Genomic DNA, 21,667 nt, shown 5'->3' with positions numbered 1-21,667 from the left:
ATAACGAACGCGCCATAACACTGGTGGCCAACAGCCCGGAAGTGCAACTGGTGGTCCTGACCGGCTACTGGTCCGCCCCCTTTGAGGCCGATGCGGGCGATGACGCCTATGTTGACCCCAAACATCCGGTCGATGATGGCGTGGTGGCGGGCATCGCGCGCATGCGCGCGGCCCTGATCCGCACCGAAACCATCCTGACACATGCAGGCAAGAAAGTGATCGTGCTGGGTGATGCGCCGCATTTCCACCTCGACCCCGCGCGTGAGGCGGTTACGGCGTTCATGCCCGTACGCTCATGGGTCGAACACCAGCTTGACCCTGCCCTGGCGCTTACCGGAGGGATCGCGCCCCTGCCCCGGGTCGTAACGCCCGCGCGTTCCATTGAAAATGCCGTGCATGCGGCCGCCACTACGGTTGGCGGCATAACCTATGCCTCGTTATATGAGCGTTTCTGCACGCTCCAGGGGTGCCGGTTCAGCCGCGGGGCCGCCTCGCTTTATGTAGACTCCCAGCACCTGTCAGGCGTGGGAGGCGAATTCGCCCTCAATGGCCTGATCAATGTCGCGCCCTCCACAATGGCGGACAAGTAAACACAACGGTTTGCCCGCGCGCTTTCCTTCACGCCCCCTGCAACCGACAGCCACGCCCGCCGTGGCTGTTCGCGTATGCATCCTCACGACCCCGATGCGGGGACGGTTGCATGAAAACATAAAATATTTCCTTTTTGATAATTGTTTAACATATTGTTTTATATGGTTTTACACTCCGGTTCTAATGACACTTGATGCACATATCACGGTTACGTTACCGTCCTCTCCCTTGCGTGAGAGGGCGCGTCTATATATCAATGAATACAGATGATTCTCCGGCTTTCCACCGGGGCATATCCAGAACTGTCCGGTTTGCAGGAAAGGCATAGACTTATGCTTTACACGACCATGAGAATGAATTTCCGAATATCTGGCATTCTGGGACATCATAAAAAGTAAAAACAAACCAAAAACGAAATATTTTTACTGTATTTTCTGCATGCCGGGCTTTCTGCACTGCGCATAATGCACTTTTGCGCCCCCGGCCTGATGAATACACCATTACCCTGAAGGAAAATCACCGTGTCAGCAGACAGCATCACGGCAGCCCCGCCGTTCAAGTCCCGTTATGGTAACTATATTGGTGGCAAATGGGTTGCCCCCGTCGATGGTCACTACCTGACCAACACCTCCCCCGTTGATGGCCGCGTGCTGTGCGAAGTGCCCGCTTCCACCGCAGCCGACGTGGAGCTGGCACTTGATGCAGCCCACAAGGCAAAGAAAGCCTGGGGCGAGATGGCGCCTGCCGACCGCGCGCTGATCCTGCTCAAGGCAGCCGATGTCATGGAAAAGAACCTCGACCTGCTCGCCCGGGCCGAGACATGGGACAACGGCAAGCCCATCCGTGAAACCCTGACCGCCGACATCCCGCTCGCGATCGACCATTTCCGCTACTTCGCTGGCTGCATCCGCGCCCAGGAAGGCACGCTGAGCGAGATCGACGCAACCACCATCGCCTACCACTTCCATGAGCCGCTCGGCGTCGTGGCGCAGATCATTCCGTGGAACTTCCCGCTGCTCATGGGCTCGTGGAAGCTGGCGCCCGCACTGGTCGCCGGTAACTGCGTGGTCATGAAGCCTGCCGAGAGCACGCCGGCCTCCATGCTGGTGCTGATGGAACTGATCGGTGACCTGTTCCCGGCCGGCACGCTGAACATTGTCAACGGCCTGGGCCGCGACGTGGGCGCCGCCCTGTCCAACAGCGACCGCATTGCCAAGATCGCCTTCACCGGTTCCACCCCTACCGGCAAGATGATCGCGCATGCTGCCGCCGAGCACCTGATCCCGGCAACGCTGGAGCTGGGCGGCAAGTCGCCGAACATCTTCTTCGCCGACATCATGGACAAGGACGACGATTACCTCGACAAGGCGGTCGAAGGCTTCACCATGTTCGCCCTCAACCAGGGCCAGATCTGCTCGTGCCCCAGCCGCGCGCTGGTGCATGAATCGATCTATGAGAAGTTCATGGAACTTGCCCTGCCCCGCATCAAGGCGATCCGCCAGGGCAACCCGCTTGACCCCAACACCATGATGGGCGCGCAGAACTCGCACGGCCACCAGGAAAAGATCCTGTCCTACATCGACATCGGCAAGGGTGAAGGCGCCCAGCTGCTGACCGGTGGCGGCCGCCCCGACCTTGGTGGCGACCTGAACAACGGGTGCTACGTGCAGCCGACCGTGTTCAAGGGCAACAACAAGATGCGCATCTTCCAGGAAGAGATCTTTGGCCCGGTTCTGGCCGTGACCACTTTCAAGACGGAAGAAGAAGCGCTGGCCATCGCCAACGACACCCCCTTCGGCCTCGGCTCGGGTGTGTGGAGCCGCGATGCCAACACCTGCTACCGCATGGGCCGCGGCCTTGAGGCCGGTCGCGTGTGGGTCAACTGCTACCACGTCTATCCGGCGCATGCGGCCTTTGGTGGCTACAAGAAGTCCGGCATCGGGCGCGAGACCCACAAGATGGTGCTCGAGCACTACCAGCAGACCAAGAACATGCTGGTCAGCTACAGCGAAAAGAAGCGCGGCTTCTTTTGATCCGCTGAGGGGGTGAAAACCCAATAGCCCCCAAGGCAGGGCGCGGCGGTCGGGCTGGTTTACCGGGTCGGCCGCCGCACCCCATTGTCCGGGCCATTCGCGTCGGGCCCGCGGCAGGACAGTTTTTGATATTTCAGGATATGCGACAGGGTTTTTCCCACGGGACCGGGACACTGTGCGGCAGAAGTAAAAAAGAGGCATAGGATGGCACAAAAGTTTCGGGTCGTAATCGTAGGCGGTGGCGTGGCGGGTCTGGCGCTGGCAACCCGGCTGGGTGACAAGATCGGCAGATCTGGCCAGGCTGAAATCACGCTGGTCGATAAAAGCTTCGCGCATGTGTGGAAGCCCATGCTGCACTGCTTTGCCGCAGGCACCGCCGCCAACGAGAATGACCGCATCAGCTTCCTGTCGCAGGCGAGCCGCCATCATTTTGAATTCTGGCCCGGTGAGATTTCGGGCATGGACCGCAAGGCCAAGACCATTACGCTTGCCCCGGTTGTCGAGCCCACGGGCGAGGTGATCCTTGATGAACGCAAGCTGGAATATGACGCGCTGGTGCTGTCGATCGGCAGCCGCGCCAATGATTTCGGCACGCCCGGCGTGGCCGAGCACTGCCTGTTCATTGACAACCTTGTCGATGCCAATGGCTTCAACGACCGCTTCCGCATGGAACTGCTCAAGGCGTTCGGCAATAACGAGCAGCTTGACATCGCCATTGTAGGCGGTGGCGCCACCGGCACGCAGCTTGCCGCCGAACTGCACAAGGCGCTTGACCTCGCCTCGCTCTACAGCTTTGGCAAGAAGCCGCCCAAGCTGAACATTACCCTGCTTGAGGCAGGGCCGCGCATCCTGCCCGCCTTCCCCGAGGCAGTATCGGCTGCGGCGCAGAAGGAGCTTGAGGCGATTGGCGTGAAGGTCCAGACCTCGGCCATGGTCAGCGGTGCGGATGAAAAAGGCTTCATGCTCAAGGACGGCACCCGCATTCCCGCCACCCTGCGCGTGTGGGCGGCTGGCGTTAAGGCTCCTGACGTGACACGCAAGTTTGGTGAACTCAAGCTGTCGCGCTCGGGCCAGCTTGAAGTGCGGCCCACGCTGCAACTCGTGGAAGATGACAGCATCTTCGCCATGGGTGACTGCGCCTTCATTGCTGAAAAACCCGTGGCCCCCACCGCACAGGCCGCCCGCCAGCAGGCCCATCACCTGGCCCGCTACATGCCTGCCTGGATTGGCGGCAAGGCGCTGCCGCCTTTCGCCTTCTACAACAAGGGCGCGGTTGTTGCGCTTGGCGACTATAACGGCTGGGGCACCTTCCCCGGCGGGCGCGTGTTTGGCGGCGGCTGGCTGCGTGGCATTACCGCGCGCATGGTGCATCTCATGCTGTATCGCCAGCACCAGTTTGAACTCTATGGCGTGTTCCGGGGCACCATGTCGTGCCTGGTGGACTGGCTGGACGTGTTCGTGCGGCCTTCCGTGCGGCTTGACTGAAGCATACAGGTTTCGGGGGGCCGTCCTTTTTCCCAAAGGCGGCCTTTCCTGAAGCTTTTTGAAAAAAGCTTCACCAAAAACTTTCTTATGATTGCCATGCCAGCAGGGCGGGAGCCATCAGGCCCCGCCCTTTCTTTTATGGTTCAGCCAGAACGGGTGCGACCCAGAGCGAGGACTGCAGCGCGTAGGTGTTCTGTAGCAGCGGCACCAGCGCCGGGCGGCCTTTCAGCCTGATCCACTCATCAAGTGCCGTGCGAAAAATGGCGATGCCACAGCGCGCCATGAGGCGGGCGGCGGTCTTGCGGTTCTTGCGCTCGGCAATGCGCCTCGCCAGACCGTCTGCCAGGCAGTCTTCCCACTTGCCGTATTTCTGCAGGCTTACGGTCTGGAGCGAGGGCGTTTTTTCAATCAGGAATACAAAGGCATAGGTATCCTGCCGGTTGGCCGCGATGCGCGGCACGAGCGAGGTGAAGGCGTGCATCATCGCATCGGCGGGGGGCATGTCGGCCGGGCAGGCCGCGAGGGCCTCGGTCAGGGTCTGGGTCATGCCGCGCGTCCAGGCCAGCACGATGTCGCCCTTGGTCTCGAACATGCGGAACAGGGTGCGGCGCGAGACTTCCGCCGCATCGGCAATCTCGTCCACCGTCGTCTCGTCATATCCCTTGGCGGAGAACAGCCGCATTGCCTCGGCAATCAGCGTATTGCGCGCCCGCGCCTGCTTGCGTTCGCGCAGGCCGGGCTTTGGCTGATCGTCAGGGGCGTCGGGCTTCATGCAATCTCCTTGTGGGCATTCCCATCATGCCGCAGGGTATTACGCATATTCAAGATGCGAGGAAGGGCAAAACGGCTTGCGGTTACGCCACAAGGAACTGGCGGTGATAGGCGTGCATGTCATCAAACAGGCAGAATTCTGGCGGGCCGAGATCGATTTCGGGCAGGCGCGCGGCCATCCGGCCCTGAAACCGCACCATCACATCCGTATATTCACGCGCTTCGCGCGCGGTAAAGCCCTCGATCCTGTAGCCGATGGTGGTGTGAAAAACATACCGGTCCAACCCGGCATCATGCATGCCCAGATGGGAGGCAAGGCTGGCGCGAAAATGGCGGAGCGCGGTAGCGCCCTCACGGTCCACCGCTTCAAGCCGGATGCGGCAGCCCTGCCTGTCGCGCAGCGGGTCCGGCCGCGCGGGGCGCATGCGCAGGGGATTGGGCAGCCTGCCGGGAAAGGCCCGGAGCCTCTCACCAACCCATGCATCGCATTGCGGCATGGGGGTATCGCAGGCCAGGTCGCGCGGCCATGTGCGCTTGCCCCGGCGGGTGTTGTTCAGCCCGTCAAAAACCGTCATGTGATAGCTTGAAGGCGGCAGAAGCGCGATTTTGGCGGCAAAATCGAACTGGCTCATCTGGTCGTGCAGATCGAGCATGGCGTGGAAAAACGCACTATCGCGGAGCAGGTGGCAGATGACCGTATTGCCGGGAAAATATCGGGGCCTGCCATCGGAATGAAATTTATTCTGATTGAACAGCACTGTTTTCTTCTCCTCCGGCGGGTCGCCACCCTTTTTCCGCACCAGTGTCAGGTTTTTACCGGCATTCTGTCGGGAAACTGCATGCTTTTACCGCAGGGGCAGGCATGCCCCGGGCCGGGCAGGCCGCCTTTATTGCCGCCTGCCGCTTTACAGCGCCGTGATGGGCTGGAAATATGAACCCGATAGGGCAAATGCCGCAACAGCTCCCGCAGCCCCCATGAAAGACTGATCCCGACATGACCCTGCCTGCCCGAATCCTTGGCACGCTCATGGCCAGCCTGTGCCTGGCCAGCCCTGCCCTGCACGCCCGCGCGGCTGAAACCCCCGCAAGCCCCGGCACGCCTGTCGGCACGGCCCCGCTGGCCCCGGCCCTGAGCCTGCCCGATGCGGGCCGTGCCCTGCGCATGACCTATCTTTCAACCGATGGCGTAACCGGCAGGGGCACGGTGCCCGTTACGGCGGAAGTCATCCTGCCGCCGGGCAAGCCGCCTGCGGGCGGGTGGCCCATCGTAGCCTGGGCGCATGGCACCGTGGGCATCGGGCAGGGCTGCACGCCCTCGCTGCACCCCTATAGCGCGCGCAACAGCACATATCTGGCCGCGTGGATGAAGCGGGGCTTCGCCGTGGTGGCCACCGACTACCAGGGGCTTGGCACGCCGGGGGTGCATCCTTACCTCGATACACGCGCCGAGGCGTATAACGTGCTTGATGGCGTGCGTGCCGCTGTCGCTGCGGTGCCGGGGCTGCGCAACACGGTCATGATCGTGGGCCAGTCGCAGGGCGGCGGGGCGGCGTTTGCGGCAGCGGCATTTGCCGCCACCTATGCGCCGGATGTGAATATCCGCGGCACGGTGGCCACCGGCGTGCCCTATTTTACGCCTGAACTCGGCGCGCAACTGACCGCCGCCGCCCACGCGGCAGGGCCTGCAAAATATGACCCGCTTGTCGTCTACATGCTCTATCTCGGCGCTTCGCTTGCCGCGCGTGACCCTGCCTTCCACCCCGAGGAAGCCTTCACGCCCCGCGCCATGGCCGCCTACCACGCCGCATCAACCACCTGCGTGGGCGACATGGAGCAGAAGATAAAGGATGAAGGGCTGACCCTGCCCAACGCCCTGCAACCCGACTTCCCCAAGGCGCTGGGCCCGGCATTTGCGGCGATGGCGTATCCCACCCTCAAGCTGGCCCAGCCCCTGTTCGTGGGCACGGGCACCGATGACCATGACGTGCCGCCCATGCTGCAGCTCTCGCTGGTCAGGGCGGCCTGTGCGGCAGGCAGCACGGTTCAGGCACATCTGTACAAAGGGCTGGACCATTCACAGACCGTCAACGCCTCGCTACCGGATTCCGCAGCCTTTACGCAGGCAGTCATGGCGGGCCAGCCGGTTACGCCGCAATGCACGCCGGTGCCGCAGTAAGGTTCTCCCTACCCTGTCACGCGCAGGAATTCCTCGACCACGCGCAGGAATTCCCATGGCTGCTCGGCATGCAGCCAGTGCCCGGCCCCTTTCAGCCGCACCAGCCGGTAATGGGGAAAAAGCTGGCGCATGAGCGGGTAATCACGGGGTTTGACATAGGGTGAAGCCCCACCCGCCACAAACAGCACCGGGCCATCATACTGCATGCCCGGTGGCAGGGTGGGCCAGCCCACCACCTGCGCCATGCCCGCCACGATCTGCCCAAGCCCGATCTGCCAGTGCGGGTTGGCGCCGAGCACGATGTTCTGCTTCATCATGTCGCGCACCGGCTTTTCGGCAATGACGGGAGCAAGCCAGGCATCGGCCTCGCTCAAGGTGAGCGTGGGCGGAAAATGCAGCCCGGCCAGCCCTGAAGCGATCGCGCCGGAATGCGCATGACCACCCTGCGCCGGCGCAATATCGGCCACAAGCAGGGCATGCACGCAGGCAGGAGATTGCAACGCCAGCATCATCGCCACCTTGCCCCCCATGGAATGCCCGATAACCGTTGCGGGCAGCGCGTCATGCGCGGCCAGCGTTTCGCGCACGTCGGCTGCCATGGCGGGGTAATCCATCGGTCCATGCGGGCTGCTGCCATGGTTGCGCAGGTCAAGGGCAAGGATGCGGCGGTTCGCTGCAAGGCGGCGCTGGAAAAACCCGAAATTGCGCGCCCGCCCGAACAGCCCATGCAGAAAGACCACGGGCGGCAGGGTGTTCGTGCCGTCCTTTGGTCCATGTTCAATCACATCAAGCAGCACGCTGGCCTGCTCCCTTATCTTTATGCGTCAGGGCTGCAAGCATAGCCTGCGCGCAGGGGCTGCGTGCTCATAATTCCGTGCCCACGCAGCCCTGCCCTGCCAGGCATCTCCCTTGAAAACCCCTATATCCCGACCGACATGTAAGTCGTTACGCCCGACGAAGACGATCGGAGCGATGTTTTTAATAAAAAACAGGACTGGAACAGACCATGAGCGCTGCTGAAACCCTCCGCAAACTCAGCCCCGAAGACGTGCAGGAAATTGCCAGGCACCTTGAGGGCACGCTGCACCAGCACAAGGCCGACCTGCACAAGCAGATTGCCGAACACCTGGCCAGCCTGAAGGGCGAGGTCACGCTGCATGAGAACAAGATCCCGACCTCGTGCAAGGTTTACGGGATGATGTTCCTGCTTGCCGCCTCGCTGGCCAGCTTCATCTTTGGCCGCAAATCGGCTGAATAAACCCCGTGGGCACGGGCAGCACAGCGTGGCTGCCCGTGTTCAGAAGCGGAAAACCAGATTCGACTGGTAATAGGTGCCGCTCGCGCCACCCGCCTCATTGAGCGCGCGCGATGTCATGAACCGCGAGACATACTGCGTCCATGACAGATGGGTATTGATCTGCCACGCGACTGACACCTGTGGCGCCATGCCCACGAACCGCCCCCGGAAATTGCCCGCGAATTTGTAGTAACCCGATGATTTGTAAACCGGGTCATTCACGCTATCGCGCCAGAACAGCGGATATTTGAACTGGATGCTGACGGACTTGAACGGTGTTATGCGCACGAGTGGCGCAAAGCTGATCAGGTTCGAGCCGGTCATGTAGGTCGTGGTGTCAAGATAATTGGTCTGCGGGTTAAAGGGCGAGAGATAGGTGCCCACCGTGCCCCCGCTTTTCGAGGCATTGCCGCCGGAATATACATCCGTCTGGATACCGGCGAAGGTATGCAGCGACTGGTCGGGCAGGCGATAGCCCACCGTGCTGTTGATGGCATAGGCGCTGACCCCGCGCGGAGCGTTGTTGCTGGCGTTACGAAACACCCCGCCCTGCCATATGCCGCCCACCGAGAATTCGATCGGGCCTGCAATGCCATGCCAGCGCATGCCGAAATTGTTGCGCGTGTCCGACCCGTTGACCGCGCCCTTCGGCCCCACGATGGCGCCAGCCGAGCCATTGAGCTTGTAGCCGATATAAAATGCATCGACAAAGGAGTAGCCCTTCTGGCCCATGAAGGTGAAATCCGGCGGTGCCCATGTGGCATTGAAGCCGTAAAGCCGGCTGGCATAATTCTCGACATCGTGGAACATGCGCCGGTCACTGTCATCGGTCTGCACGAAATCCCATGCATCGATGCGGATGCGCTGCCACACCATATAGGCGCGGAACCCATCCCATGACAGCGGCACGTTGGGCGTCTCGCGTGCATAGAGCATGTACGATGGCGCATCGAGAAACTGCTGGCGGCCGAACATGAAGCCACTTTTGGCGCCCAGCATGTTCCACTTCACCTCGACGAATGCCTGCTGGGCATCGAGCCGCTTGCGGTAGGTCGAGCCATAGCCATAACCGCCCCACCCGCCTGCATCCGCATTGACCAACTGGCCGAAAAACCGCAGGTGCTCGCCAATATGCAGGTCCGCGCCATACAGGTTGCGCACGCCAAAGCGGCCGGAATCATTGGGCTTCTGCGTGCCCAGGGCGGGACGGGTTTCAAACCAGTTGCGCAGCCGCGTCTCGCCCGAAAAGCTGATCCACACATTCCCGCTGCGGGTGAGCGGAATGTATTTCAGCGCATCGAACAGGTCATCATGCTTTTTGGGGTCACGCAGGTTGCTCCAGTCCTCGGCCCAGGGACTGACGCCATACCGCCCCACCGGCCCGAAGCCCGCGGCCTCGCCATTGCCACGGTTGAATACGCCCCAGTCATACTGATGGCCGCTGCGGCGGTTTTCCTGCCCGCCAATACGGATGGGCTGCCCCACCGGGTTGGCATGTGGAAAGGTGAGGATAGGCGGGCGCTGGGTCATGTGCACCACCATGCGCTCCGGCTGCCCCGGCGCGTTGCCGCCGGACACGGCCGGATCAGGCGCCGCCTGGGCTGCATGCGCCGCCAGCACGGATACGCACAGGGCACCCCCGCGCATATACCGGGACCCCAGTCGTGTGGCTGAATGGAGGGTGGACATCATGTTCATGCACCACATGGCATGCCGGAAGGCGGCGGCAGCGGGTTAAATACTGACAATTATCGTATTATGATAAAATAATCCGGTCAATATCGTATTTTATAATCTTGTCCCTCGCGGAGCCGTATGAAACAGCCGGACAACAGAAAGCCAAAATATAACCACTCCATTGAAAAATCATTGTTAAACCGCAAAATACAGGCACCACTCCATTGCACGAAAACGATCGTATGATGCAGGAATGACCCTGAAAAAAATAACGCATCCCTGCCCACCGCATTCACCACCCGCGCAGCCTGCCAGCCCCGTACGCCCATGCCGCCGGGCATTAATAGACATTATATATCGTATTTAATGTTGACGCACGCAGCCTCTTGTCTCTTTATGCCTGTCTGCTCCCGGCATGCCATGCGGCCCATCAGGGGCGTTGTCAAAAAGACCATCACGCCATAGTGGTGCTGCATCGTTGCCCTTCTTGCGATGTACCGATCAGGAATGCCATGAAACAGATTGCCCCCCTCACCCGTCGCGCCCTGCTCAGCCTGACTGGCGGCCTCGCCTGCCTCCCCCTGGCAACACGGGCGCGGGCAGCAGATGGCAAGCTGATCCGCATTGGCATCATGGCGGGCGAGGACGAGGATCTGTGGCGGGTGATTACCGCCAACGCCGCGAAGGAAGGGCTCAATCTCGGCATCGTGACGTTCTCCGATTACAACACACCCAACGAGGCGCTGGCCGAGCACGAGATTGATGCCAACGCCTTTCAGCACGCTCCGTTCCTCGAGGCCCAGAAAGCGGCCCGTGGTTATGATATCGTCAGCGTCTGCCCGACCTATTTCTCCCCCATCGGGCTGTATTCGGCGCGGTGGAAGGCATTGGCCGACCTGCCGGACAAGGCGGTGATCGCCGTGCCGAACGACCCGAGCAATGAAGGCCGCGCCCTGCGCCTGCTCGAAGCACTGGGGCTGATCAAACTTGATTCCGCAGCCGGCCTGCTGCCCACCCCGCTCGACGTGACCGGAAACCCCCATCACTTCTCGTTTCATGAACTCGATGCGGGCATTGTCGGTCGCACCCTGCCGGACGTGGATGCCGCCGTGATCAACACCAACTGGGCGCTGAAGGCGGGCGTGGACATACAGAAGCAGCGGATCGGCGTGGAATCGCTGCAAAACAACCCCTACGTCAACTTCGTGGCCGTCAATGCCGCGGACGTGCATGCCCCGTGGGTCGCAGCACTCGTCCGCGCCGTGCAGCAGCCCGCCACGCGCGAGGCGATTGCCACCATCTTCCACGGCGCGGTTGAACCGGCATGGACGTGAATGTCGTTGACGTACGCCATGTGAGCCGCCGCTTTGGCGGGCATGTGGCGCTTGATGATGTGTCCTTTTCGGTAGCAAAGGGTGAAATCCTTGGCGTGATCGGGCGGTCGGGGGCGGGCAAGAGTTCGCTGCTGCGCTGCCTTGGCGCGCTTGACCGGCCTGATGCGGGGCAGATCCTGATCGAAGGCCAGGACATCACCACCCTGCCGCAGGCCGGGCTTGTGGCGTTGCGGCGGCGCATCGGGTTCGTGTTCCAGCATTTCAACCTGCTCAGTTCGCGCACGGTGGCGGGCAATATCAGCCTGCCGCTTGAAATCGCGGGCGTGCCACGCGCAGACCGCCCGCAGCGCATTGCGGAACTGCTGGCGCTGGTGGGCCTCTCGGCGCATGGCGATAAATGGCCCGCCCAGCTTTCTGGCGGGCAGAAGCAGCGCGTGGGCATTGCGCGCGCGCTGGCCAATGACCCGGCCCTGCTGCTGTGCGATGAAGCCACCTCCGCCCTTGACCCCGAAACCACGACCGCCATTCTCGACCTGCTGGCCGAAATCAACCGCGAACTGGGGCTGACCATCATCCTCATCACGCATGAGATGGATGTAATCCGCCGCATTGCCACCCATCTCGTGGTGCTGGACCAGGGCCACATTGTTGAAAACGCGCCCACGCTGGCCATCATGGGGGCGGCCACGCAATCCGCCGTGACCGAAGCCCTGCTGTCGGAAACGCAGCCGCAGGTGCCCCCCGCCCTGCGCGCGCGACTGGTGGCCGAGCCTGCGCCTGATGGGTGGGCGATCATCCGCATCAGGCTGGCGGGCGAGGCCGCATGGCAACCCATGCTATCGCTGCTCGGCCAGCAATATGGCGTGGAGGCCACCGTGCTGCAGGGTGGCACCACCGAGATCGCGGGCCAGCCCTTTGCCGACCAGATCGTGTCGGTAACCGGCTATTGCGCCGAGATCCATGATTTCCTGACGCAGTTCGACCCCTCACTAAAGGTTCTTGGCCATGTCCCGGCTGATCATTGACCTGATCGCACGCGCAACGTGGGAGACGACCATCATGGTCGCCTGCTCGGGGCTGCTTGCCGTGCTCGGCGGCCTGCCGCTGGCCCTGCTCATGGTGGCGATGCGGCGCGGCGGGCTGATGCCCTGCCCGCCTGCCGCCCGCCTGCTGGGGCTGGTGGTGGACATTCTGCGCGCCATCCCGTTCATCATCCTGCTGGTCATTCTCATTCCCGTAACCCGGATGATCGTGGGCACCTCACTGGGCACGGCGGCAGCGATCGTGCCGCTTTCGCTGGCGGCCATTCCCTATTTCGCCCGTATTGCCGAGGTTTCGCTGCGCGCGGTGGACCCCAATCTGGTCGATGCCGTGCGCACCATGGGCGGCACGCGGTGGATGATCGTGCGCCATGTGCTCATACCCGAGGCCCTGCCCGGCCTGGTGGCAGGACTCACGGTCACCCTCATTACCCTGACCGGGGCCTCGGCCATGGCGGGCGCCGTAGGTGCGGGGGGACTGGGCGATCTTGCCATCCGCTACGGCTACCAGCGCTTCAACACGCAGGTCATGTCGCTTGTTGTGGTGGTGCTGATCGTGTTCGTGGCCATCATTCAAGCGGCGGGCAATGCCCTGTCGAACCACCTGCGCCACGACTGAGCGGGAGCCTGCGCCCGTGGCCCTCAGTCCAGCCGGACGGAGGGGCGCACGAACACGTCAAGCCAGTCGACAAGGCAGGAAATCGTGCCACGCACCGGCCCATACAGTTCGAACTGATGCTGGCGATAGAGCATGAGATGCACCATCCGCGCCGACAGGCCATGCAGCCAGCCGCCACCGAAAACCGTGCCGCCGGGGAACGTGCCCCAGCCATTGTAGTCGCCCAGCGCCACGACCGCCCCCTTGTTGTGGAAGGTGAAGGCAGGCATGGGCTGGCCACTCATCATCCACCCCGGCAGGTGGCGCGCCAGGTGATGGGCCTGCTGGCGGGCGGCCTGGGCGGTGGGGGCGACAGGCTTTTCAGCAATGAAGGCGCAGTCGCCCATGGCAAAAATGTTGTCATCATCAATCACCTGCAACGAGGGCCGGACCTCAAGCTGCCCCGAGCGTGACAGCTTGAGGCCGCCAAATTTGGCGGTCACGTCCGGCGCCTTGACGCCCGCGGCCCACACCCGCAGCGTGGCGGGCACGCGCGTGCCATCCTTGAGCAGGAAGCCGTTTTCATCCGCGCCGCTGACCATAGCGCCTGCGCGCACGCTCACGCCAATCGCTTCAAGCTGCTTGACCGCCGCCGCCGATACCGCCTCGGGGAAGGCTGGCAGGATGCGCGGGCCGGCCTCAAGGAGCGTGATGCGCAGCTTGGGCGGCTTGCGGCCAAAGCTGTAGAGCGAGGCGAGATCGAGCGCCTTGTGCAGTTCGGCGGCGAGCTGCGTGCCGGTGGCGCCACCACCCACGATGGCAATATCGAGTTCATTGTTATTGGCAAACGAGCGCAGCAGCTCCATGCGGAAGCGGTCGTTGAAGCCATTGGCATCGACAAGGTTGTCAATGAACAGGCAGTGCTCGGCAACACCGGGCGTGCCAAAATCATTGGCGCGACTGCCGATTGACAGCACCACCGCGTCGTAATCGAGCGTGCGGGCATCGACCACCACCTCCCCGCTCAGCGGGTCCTTGATGGGGGCGAGCGCAATGGTCTTGGCCGTGCGGTCGAGCGCCGTGATCTCGCCGGGCCAGAACTCGAAATGGTGCCGGCTGGCCTGTGACATGAAGCTGATGCGGTCATTCTCGTTGGCGGCGGTGCCTGCGGCAAAGCAGTGCAGCATCGGCTTCCACACATGCGCGAAGCTTTTATCGACCAGCGTGATTTCCGCACGGCCCGATTTGCCGACCGAATTGCCCAGCCGGGTTGCAAGCGCAAGGCCCGCAACACCACCGCCTACAATAACGATCCGAAACTTTTGTGCCATCTCGATAATGCTCCACACCCGCTCGCACGGCGCGCCGGTTTTTCGCATGGAAAACACCGCCCCGCCACATTCATAACAAACCATGTTTGGGGCGAGTATAGGTGATCCCCCCCGTGCCTGAAACATGCGCAGGCCCGAATTCTGGTGTGCCTGCGCAACGGGTGGCCTCTTTCCCTGCCGCTTGACCCCGCCAGAGCGGGAAAAACGGGCCAATCACTTCCACCTGATCAAAAGAACCCGACCAGCCTGCCCACGCGCCCTGGGCCCTGCAGGCCGGGCAACATCTTGACACCCCCTGCGTTAACCCGCCTGATGCCAGCGACAAGCAGGAGACCCCATGACAGCCACACAAACCGGACGCATTGCAGGCAAGGTCGCCATCATTACAGGTGCTGCAAGCGGCATTGGCCGCGCCACGGCGGAGCGTTTTGCCGCCGAAGGCGCACAGCTTGCCCTGACCGACCTCAACACCGATGCACTCGATGAACTGACCAGCCAGCTTGAAAAAAACGGCGTGGACGTGATCTCGGTGCCTGCCGATGTAACCAGCGAGGCCGACATTGCCCGCGTGGTGCATGAAACCATGAAGCATTTTGGCCGCATCGATATTCTCGTGGCCAATGCAGGGGTCATCCCCGAGGCCGATCTCGCCTCCGCCACGGCGGACCTGTGGGATCACACCATGGCGGTTGATGCACGCGGCATGTTCCTGTGCTGCAAGCATGCCGCAGCCGAGATGGTCCATGCCGGACAGGGCGCGATCGTGTGCCTGTCCTCCATCTCGGCCTTTGCCGGGCAGAAGGGCCAGGCGGTGTATGGCCCGGCCAAATTCGTGGCGTCAGGCATCACCAAGCACCTCGCCATCGACCTTGCCGACAAGGGCGTGCGGGTCAACGCCGTGGCGCCGGGCACCATCGACACGCCTGCGGTGGCGGGCATGGATGCGGAAGGCATTCGCAAGGTGGTCGAGATGCACCCGATGGGCCGCATGGGCAAGCCTGCGGAAATTGCCAGCGCCATCCTGTTCCTGGCCTCGGATGACGCCTCCTTCATCACAGGCGCGGTGCTGCCGGTTGATGGCGGCTATCTGGCGCAGTAAGAGACTGGCTGAAAGTTTTCGGGTGTCGCCTTTTTTCAAAAAGGCGACGTCTTGCGAAGCTTTTTATCTGCAATCAGGCGATATGCAGTTCCACGTCATGAGCACGCAGCATGGCGCAGATCTGCTCGGATGGCTGCCGGTCGGTAAAAAAGCCATGCACATGCGAAAGGTGCCCGAGCCGGCCCATGGGCCGGCGGCCGAATTTGGTCTGGTCGGCCAACAGGTAGACACGCCTTGCATTGCGCATCATGGCCTGGGCCACGCTGATTTCATCGGCATCGAAATCAAGCAGCGTGCCATCATCTTCGATGCCGCTGATGCCAATTACGGCAAAATCGGTGCGATACTGCTCGATGAAGGTGCTGGCGGTGGAGCCGGTAATGCCACCATCATAAAACCGCACCTGCCCCCCCGTCACGATCACCTGAAAATCGGTCTGGGCGGAAAGCGGGGTGGCCACATGCAGATTGTTGGTAATGACCCGCAGCGCCTTGTGCCGCCGCAAGGATTTGGCAAAGGCTTCGGTCGTGGTGCCGATGCTGACAAAAAGCGATGAATTGTCAGGGATCTGGCGGGCCGCAAGGCTGCCAATGGCTTCCTTGGCCCGCCGGTTGAGCACCTGCCGCTCGGAATAGGCGATATTCTCGACCGACGAGGCCAGACCCGCCCCGCCATGATGCCGCGCCACCAACCCGCGACGGGCAAGGAGGTTGACATCACGGCGGATGGTCTGGACCGCAACATTCAGCCTCTGGGCCAGATCCTCGTTGGAGACATAGCCCTGGGTACGCACCAGCGCGGTAATTTCCCGGTGACGTTCTTCTGCTGACACGTTGCCAGATACTCCCCCTTCACATGTGGTTTTTATACCGCGCGCGCCACGCTGCGCCCGGTGGCTCCCAGATCGGCAAATGACTGCTCAAGCCGCGCCACGATGCCCTGCTCACCCACGCGCAGCCATTTGCGCGGGTCATACAGCTTCTTGGTCGGCTTGCCGGTGGAAGGCGCGATCTGGTGGCTGAACGCTTCCGCATGCTCCTGCACGTAGTGGCCGATGCTGCTGGCAAAGGCGAACTGGATGTCGGTGTCGATGTTCATCTTGAACACGCCGTAGGATACCGCCTCGGTAATCTTGGCCTGTTCCGAGCCCGAACCGCCATGGAACACCAGTGCGAGCGGCTTTTCACCAAGGTTGGTGGCCTTGGCCACCGCCGCCTGCGAGTTGCGCAGGATCTCGGGGCGCAGCTTGACATTGCCCGGCGCATACACGCCATGCACGTTGCCAAACGAGGCCGCAATGGTCACGAACCCCAGCGGGGAAAGGGCCTCATAAGCCTTCAGCACATCCTCGGGCTGGGTGTAGAGATGCGCGTTATCGGCGCCATCATCAAGGTCATGGCCAATGCCGTCTTCCTCGCCGCCGGTCACGCCAAGCTCGATTTCAAGCCCGATACCCAGCGGCGCCATGCGGCGCAGGAAGCGGGCGCATTCGGCAATGTTGTCTTCCAGCGGTTCAGCCGAAAGGTCGATCATGTGCGAGGAGAACAGCGGGCGGCCGGTTTCCTTCACCGCCTCCTCGCTGGCATCGATCAGGCCGGAAATCCATGGCAGCAGCTTACGGTCGGCATGGTCGGTATGCAGGATCACGCACACGCCGTAAGCAGCGGCCACGGTATGGACATGACGGGCCGCAGCCACCGCACCGAGCACGCGGGCCTGTTCGGCATCCTTCATGCCTTCGCCCGCATAGAACCGCGCACCACCGTTGGAAAGCTGGATGATGACATCCGCCCGGTTGCGCGCCGCAGCCTCGAGCACCGCGTTGATGCTGTCGGTGCCCACCACGTTGACCGCCGGCAGGGCATAGCCCTCATCGCGGCAGGTCTCGACAAGGCGGCGGTAATCCGCGCCCGTCACAACGCCGGGGCGCAGGCCCAGTCGGCCCGAAGCGGTGTGTGCTGTATTGGTCATGTCGTTCCTCTATTGCCTGTTCTTGTTGTTATGCAATCGATGAAATACTGCTCACCAGGTCTTGGTCTGGTAATCGTGGTGGCCTTCCACAAAGCGGATTGTGCCGGATTTGGAGCGCATGACCAGCGAATGCGTGACCGTGCGGATGCCGTTGCGGCGGATGCCGTGGAGCAACGCCCCGCCCGTCACCCCGGTTGCGGAGAACAGCACGTCACCGCGCGCCATGTCCTCGAGCGCCAGCTTGCGCGAGGGGTCGGCACCGGGGTTCATCTTGCGCGCGCGCGCCACCTGGTCATCATCTTCAAACAGGAGGCGGCCCTGCATCTGCCCATGCACGCAGCGCACGGCGGCGGCGGCCAGCACGCCTTCCGGCGCACCGCCGGAGCCGACATAGATATCAATCTCGCTGTCATCGAGGCAGGCGGCTATGGCGGCGGCCACGTCGCCATCGCTCAGCAGGGTCACGCGCGCACCGGCAGCACGCGCGCGGGCGATCAGTTCCTCATGGCGCTCACGGTCGAGCGTGCAGAGCATGAGGTCGGACACCGCGCATTTCTTGGCCTGCGCCAGTGACTTGAGGTTGGCCTCGATGGTGCTGTCCAGATCCACCACACCTTCAGGCAGGTAGGGGCCAACCACGATCTTGTCCATGTAGATGTCGGGCGCATGCAGGAAGTTGCCGCTTTCAGCCAGCGCGACCACGGTCAGCGCATTGGGCAGGTTCTTGGCGCACAGGTTGGTGCCTTCCAGCGGGTCCACGGCAATATCCATGCCCGGGCCGCCCGAGCCGACCTTCTCGCCAATGAACAGCATCGGCGCTTCGTCCATCTCGCCTTCGCCAATCACCACGGTGCCATCAATGGCCACCGTGTCGAACGCGCGCCGCATGGCTTCCACCGCCGCGCCATCGGCTTCGTTCTTGAGGCCACGACCGGTCCAGGCCGATGCGGCGACCGCGGCCGCCTCGGTTACGCGCACGAGTTCAAGGGCGAGATTGCGATCAGTCACCTGATAGGGATTATGCCGTGTGGTGGTCATGAAACACTCTTTTCCTGTTGGTCAGTAGTCTTGATTACGCAGCAACGGTGGAACTGAGCGTGCGGCGGACTGCCACATGCCATCCGGCTACCATAGTATCGCGCTGCGCCTTGTCCATTGTCGGGCGGAACAGATGCCCGCGTGTCCAGGTGCCTTCCAGTTCGGCAATGCTTTCCCACACCCCTGTGGCCAGCCCCGCGAGGAAGGCAGCCCCGAGTGCGGTGGTCTCGACCTGCCGGGGCCGTTCCACCGGGGTCAGCAGCATATCGGCCAGGAACTGGCAGAACCAGTCATTGACCGACATGCCGCCATCAACACGCAGTGCGTTGAGCTTGCAGCCCCCATCTTCATGCATGGCGTCCATCAGGTCCATGGTCTGGTAGGCTACCGATTCCAGGGCCGCGCGCGCAATGTGCGCCGCCGTGGCATCAAGCGTGAGCCCGCAGATCAGGCCGCGGGCGTCGGGGTCCCAGTGGGGCGCGCCAAGGCCCACGAAGCCGGGCACCATATACACGCCGTGGCTGTGCGGCACGCGGGTGGCCATGTCATCGGTCTGGGAGGCATGGGTGATGAGGTTCAGCCCGTCGCGCAGCCAGCGGATGGCCGCACCTGCCACGAAAATCGAGCCTTCGAGGGCATAGGTCGTCTCCGCCCCGATGCGGTAGGCGATGGTGGTCAGCATCCGGTTTTCGGACATGACGGGCGTGGTGCCGGTGTTGAGCAGCGCGAAGCAGCCCGTGCCGTAAGTGGCCTTGGCGGTGCCGGGGCGGAAGCACGCCTGCCCCACCATGGCGGCGTTCTGGTCGCCTGCCATGCCGGCCACCTTGAGCGGGGCGCCGAACAGCTCGGGCGTTGTCTCGCCAAACACTTCGCTGTTGGTCCTGACTTCAGGCAGGATGGCGCGCGGCACCTTGAACAGGGCCAGCAATTCGTCATCCCACGCGCAGGTATGGATGTTGAACAGGAGCGTGCGCGAGGCATTGGTGGTATCGGTGGCATGCACGCGGCCACCGGTCAGCCGCCACAAAAGGAAGCTGTCGATGGTGCCGCAGGCCAGTTCGCCCTTCTCGGCCTGCGCGCGCGCACCTTCTACATTATCAAGAATCCACGCGATCTTGGTGGCCGAGAAATAGGGGTCGAGCAGCAGGCCGGTGCGCTCGCGCACGAGGGGTTCAAGCCCTTCCTCGTGCATACGCGCGCAGATGGGCGTGGTGCGCCGGTCCTGCCAGACAATGGCGCGATGGATGGGCCTGCCGGTGCTGCGCTCCCACACCACGATGGTTTCGCGCTGGTTGGTAATGCCGATACCCGCGATCACGTCGGGGCCGCCTGCCTTTTCAATGGCCTCGCGCGCGGTGGAGAGAACGTTGGACCAGATTTCCTCCGGGTCATGCTCGACCCGGCCCTGGCTGGGATAATGCTGGGCAAACTCGATGCGGGCGACCGAAATGGCAGTGATATCGCGGTCGAACACGATGCTGCGGGTCGAGGTCGTTCCCTGGTCGATGGCGAGAATTCTGTTCTTCTTGTTCATTATCTTCTCCTGCCCCAACAGGGCGGATGCGCGTTTGGGCCGCAGGCGTATGACACCTGCGGCCTGATTTTTTTATTTATGCGGAAGTAGGCGCCGTGCCCGGCTTGCGGGCCTTGAGGTAGGCCTCAAGGCGGGCCGTGTCCTCATCGGTCACATGCAGGCCAAGGCGGGAGCGACGCCACAGGATGTCCTGCGTGGTCTGCGCCCACTCGTTCGCGATCAGGTATTCCACTTCCCGCACGCTCAGGCCCGCGCCAAACAGTTCGCCCATATCCTCCATGCCATGGGCATCGCCCACGATCTCGGTGGCGCGCGAGCCGTAATTGCGCACGAGCCGCCAGCTCAACTCGTCTCCAAGGAAGGGGGCCTGCGCGCGCAGGCGGGCCAGCGCGCCCTCGAACCCGCCCTCGCCCAGGTCGCCGCCGGGCAGCACCTTGTCCGCCGTCCAGCCCGGTGCCGACAGCACGGGCAGGAAGGGCTGGAGCTTCTCGATAGCATGCTCGGCAAGGCGACGGTAAGTGGTGATCTTGCCACCGAAGATGGACAGCATGGGCGCCTGGTTGCCCTGCGTGTCCACATCGAGCACGTAATCACGCGTTACGGCGGAGGCATTCTTGGCCGCGTCATCATAAAGCGGACGCACGCCGGCGTAGCTCCACACCACATCAGCCGGGGTTACGGGCCTGGTAAAGTAGCGGCTCACGCTCTCGCACAGGTAGCTGATTTCCTCGGGCGAGATCTCGACATCGCCGGGGGCCTGCGTCCACGGCACGTCGGTCGTGCCGATCAGGGTGAATTTCTGCTCGTAGGGAATGGCGAAGACGATGCGCTTGTCCGGGTTCTGCAGGATGTAGGCCTGCGGCCCGTCAAACAGGCGCGGCACCACGATATGGCTGCCCTTGACGAGGCGCACGTTCTTGGTGGACTCCACCTGCGCGCGCTCGCGCAGCACTTCGCTCACCCACGGCCCACCGGCATTGACCAGCACGCGGGCGCGCACGGTAGTCTTGGTGCCATCGAGCATGTTCTCGATATCGGCTTCCCACACGCCACCTACGCGCCGGGCGGCAACCATGCGGGTGCGGGTGCGGATATCGGCCCCACGCGCCCTGGCATCCATGGCGTTGAGCACGACGAGGCGGCTGTCCTGCACCCAGCCATCGGAATAGGCGAAGCCACGGGCGAGCTTGCCATTGAGCGGCTGGCCCGCCGATGACGTGCGGAAGTCGAGCGACTTGCACTTGGGCAGCGTCATGTTGGGGGCGAGGTGATCGTACAGGAACAGGCCAAGGCGCAGCATCCATGCCGGGCGCGCCTGCGGCGTGTAGGGCAGCACGAAGCGCATGGGCCAGATGATGTGGGGCGCGATGCGCAGCAGCTTCTCGCGCTCGATCAGCGCCTCGCGCACCAGACGGAATTCATAATATTCCAGATAGCGCAGGCCGCCATGGATCAGCTTGGTGCTGGCCGATGATGTGTGGCTGGCCAGATCATCCTGCTCGACAAGCAGGACCGATGCGCCGCGCCCGGCGGCATCGCGCGCGATGCCCGTGCCGTTCACACCCCCGCCCACGACCAGCAGGTCGAGCAGGCCACCCGGTGCCGCGGTGGTGCGGAATGTTTCGTCCATGGACGCCATAGTCAATGTTCCTCCTGATACGTATGTTCGTAACCGAACATTCTGATCGATTC

General features: G+C 62.7%; 20 protein-coding genes. 10 read left to right on the top strand and 10 right to left on the bottom strand.

Annotated features, from left to right (window positions below):
• From GXY01S_RS18480 to GXY01S_RS03090, 3 genes are all read left to right on the top strand, one after another.
• Positions 1-590: SGNH hydrolase domain-containing protein (locus GXY01S_RS18480; protein ID WP_303620907.1), on the top strand; the 590-nt coding region annotated here is incomplete at its 5' end.
• Positions 591-1,112: 522 nt separating this feature from the next.
• The gene (locus tag GXY01S_RS03095; protein ID WP_061271905.1) at positions 1,113-2,624 is read left to right on the top strand and encodes an aldehyde dehydrogenase family protein; all 1,512 of its coding nucleotides are present in this window, start codon (positions 1,113-1,115) and stop codon (positions 2,622-2,624) included.
• Positions 2,625-2,828: 204 nt separating this feature from the next.
• Positions 2,829-4,109 carry an NAD(P)/FAD-dependent oxidoreductase gene (locus tag GXY01S_RS03090; RefSeq protein ID WP_061271904.1) on the top strand — a complete coding sequence of 427 codons (1,281 nt, stop codon included), beginning with the start codon at positions 2,829-2,831 and terminating at the stop codon, positions 4,107-4,109.
• 136 nt (positions 4,110-4,245) lie between these two features.
• On the opposite strand, the gene GXY01S_RS03085 is transcribed toward GXY01S_RS03090, so the two are convergent.
• Positions 4,246-4,881: a TetR/AcrR family transcriptional regulator gene (locus tag GXY01S_RS03085; protein WP_061271903.1), complete on the bottom strand. Its 636-nt coding sequence runs from the start codon at positions 4,879-4,881 to the stop codon at positions 4,246-4,248.
• An 82-nt stretch (positions 4,882-4,963) separates the two neighbouring features.
• Positions 4,964-5,638 (bottom strand): DUF1868 domain-containing protein, encoded by a 675-nt coding sequence (locus GXY01S_RS03080; RefSeq protein WP_165165606.1) that lies wholly within the window; start codon positions 5,636-5,638, stop codon positions 4,964-4,966.
• On the opposite strand from GXY01S_RS03080, the gene GXY01S_RS18475 reads away from it, so the two are divergent.
• Together GXY01S_RS18475 and GXY01S_RS03075 are read left to right on the top strand one after the other, a co-directional pair.
• Positions 5,519-5,815, top strand: coding sequence for a hypothetical protein (locus tag GXY01S_RS18475; protein ID WP_169797725.1), 297 nt, complete (start codon positions 5,519-5,521; stop codon positions 5,813-5,815). The two genes, GXY01S_RS03080 and GXY01S_RS18475, sit on opposite strands and share 120 nt — an antisense overlap.
• 59 nt (positions 5,816-5,874) lie before the next feature.
• Positions 5,875-7,056, top strand: a complete 1,182-nt coding sequence (locus GXY01S_RS03075) for a lipase family protein (RefSeq protein ID WP_061271901.1) — start codon at positions 5,875-5,877, stop codon at positions 7,054-7,056.
• Between the two features lie 8 nt (positions 7,057-7,064).
• Here the strand turns inward: GXY01S_RS03075 and GXY01S_RS03070 are convergent, their stop codons facing one another.
• Positions 7,065-7,853 carry an alpha/beta fold hydrolase gene (locus GXY01S_RS03070; RefSeq protein ID WP_061271900.1) on the bottom strand — a complete coding sequence of 263 codons (789 nt, stop codon included), beginning with the start codon at positions 7,851-7,853 and terminating at the stop codon, positions 7,065-7,067.
• 209 nt (positions 7,854-8,062) lie between these two features.
• Here GXY01S_RS03070 and GXY01S_RS03065 point away from each other — a divergent pair, with 209 nt between their 5' ends.
• Positions 8,063-8,314 (top strand): hypothetical protein, encoded by a 252-nt coding sequence (locus GXY01S_RS03065; RefSeq protein WP_061271899.1) that lies wholly within the window; start codon positions 8,063-8,065, stop codon positions 8,312-8,314.
• Positions 8,315-8,353: 39 nt separating this feature from the next.
• On the opposite strand, the gene GXY01S_RS03060 is transcribed toward GXY01S_RS03065, so the two are convergent.
• On the bottom strand, positions 8,354-10,000 hold the full coding sequence (locus tag GXY01S_RS03060; protein WP_110570343.1) for an alginate export family protein: 1,647 nt from the start codon (positions 9,998-10,000) through the stop codon (positions 8,354-8,356).
• 542 nt (positions 10,001-10,542) lie between these two features.
• Between GXY01S_RS03060 and GXY01S_RS03055 the strand changes: the two genes are divergently transcribed.
• The 3 genes from GXY01S_RS03055 to GXY01S_RS03045 are packed head-to-tail and all read left to right on the top strand — an operon-like array spanning position 10,543 to position 13,023.
• The gene (locus GXY01S_RS03055) at positions 10,543-11,364 is read left to right on the top strand and encodes a MetQ/NlpA family ABC transporter substrate-binding protein (protein ID WP_061271898.1); all 822 of its coding nucleotides are present in this window, start codon (positions 10,543-10,545) and stop codon (positions 11,362-11,364) included.
• Positions 11,355-12,389 carry a methionine ABC transporter ATP-binding protein gene (locus tag GXY01S_RS03050; protein ID WP_061271897.1) on the top strand — a complete coding sequence of 345 codons (1,035 nt, stop codon included), beginning with the start codon at positions 11,355-11,357 and terminating at the stop codon, positions 12,387-12,389. Before GXY01S_RS03055 ends, GXY01S_RS03050 begins: the two co-directional genes overlap by 10 nt.
• A complete protein-coding gene (locus GXY01S_RS03045; protein WP_061271896.1) occupies positions 12,370-13,023 on the top strand; it encodes a methionine ABC transporter permease in 654 nt (217 codons plus the stop codon). Before GXY01S_RS03050 ends, GXY01S_RS03045 begins: the two co-directional genes overlap by 20 nt.
• Before the next feature lie 23 nt (positions 13,024-13,046).
• Here GXY01S_RS03045 and GXY01S_RS03040 read toward each other — a convergent pair whose 3' ends face one another.
• The gene (locus GXY01S_RS03040) at positions 13,047-14,333 is read right to left on the bottom strand and encodes an NAD(P)/FAD-dependent oxidoreductase (protein WP_061271931.1); all 1,287 of its coding nucleotides are present in this window, start codon (positions 14,331-14,333) and stop codon (positions 13,047-13,049) included.
• 337 nt (positions 14,334-14,670) lie between these two features.
• Between GXY01S_RS03040 and GXY01S_RS03035 the strand changes: the two genes are divergently transcribed.
• Complete coding sequence (locus GXY01S_RS03035) at positions 14,671-15,432, top strand: SDR family NAD(P)-dependent oxidoreductase (RefSeq protein WP_061271895.1); 762 nt, start codon at positions 14,671-14,673, stop codon at positions 15,430-15,432.
• Positions 15,433-15,505: 73 nt separating this feature from the next.
• On the opposite strand, the gene GXY01S_RS03030 is transcribed toward GXY01S_RS03035, so the two are convergent.
• From GXY01S_RS03030 to glpD, 5 genes are all read right to left on the bottom strand, one after another.
• Positions 15,506-16,264, bottom strand: a complete 759-nt coding sequence (locus GXY01S_RS03030; RefSeq protein WP_061271894.1) for a DeoR/GlpR family DNA-binding transcription regulator — start codon at positions 16,262-16,264, stop codon at positions 15,506-15,508.
• A 32-nt stretch (positions 16,265-16,296) separates the two neighbouring features.
• A complete protein-coding gene (gene fbaA / locus GXY01S_RS03025; protein ID WP_061271893.1) occupies positions 16,297-17,403 on the bottom strand; it encodes a class II fructose-bisphosphate aldolase in 1,107 nt (368 codons plus the stop codon).
• A gap of 51 nt (positions 17,404-17,454) precedes the next feature.
• Positions 17,455-18,441: a class II fructose-bisphosphatase gene (gene glpX / locus GXY01S_RS03020; RefSeq protein ID WP_061271892.1), complete on the bottom strand. Its 987-nt coding sequence runs from the start codon at positions 18,439-18,441 to the stop codon at positions 17,455-17,457.
• A 34-nt stretch (positions 18,442-18,475) separates the two neighbouring features.
• Positions 18,476-19,975, bottom strand: a complete 1,500-nt coding sequence (gene glpK, locus GXY01S_RS03015; RefSeq protein WP_061271891.1) for a glycerol kinase GlpK — start codon at positions 19,973-19,975, stop codon at positions 18,476-18,478.
• A gap of 76 nt (positions 19,976-20,051) precedes the next feature.
• Positions 20,052-21,614 carry a glycerol-3-phosphate dehydrogenase gene (gene glpD / locus GXY01S_RS03010; RefSeq protein WP_061271890.1) on the bottom strand — a complete coding sequence of 521 codons (1,563 nt, stop codon included), beginning with the start codon at positions 21,612-21,614 and terminating at the stop codon, positions 20,052-20,054.
• Between the last annotated feature and the right edge of the window lie 53 nt (positions 21,615-21,667).

This window comes from Komagataeibacter xylinus NBRC 15237 (assembly GCF_001571345.1).
GTDB classification, from domain to species: Bacteria; Pseudomonadota; Alphaproteobacteria; order Acetobacterales; family Acetobacteraceae; genus Komagataeibacter; species Komagataeibacter xylinus.
The sequence above is the reverse complement of the archived record's forward strand: the minus strand, read 5'-3'. Positions and strand labels throughout refer to the sequence as shown.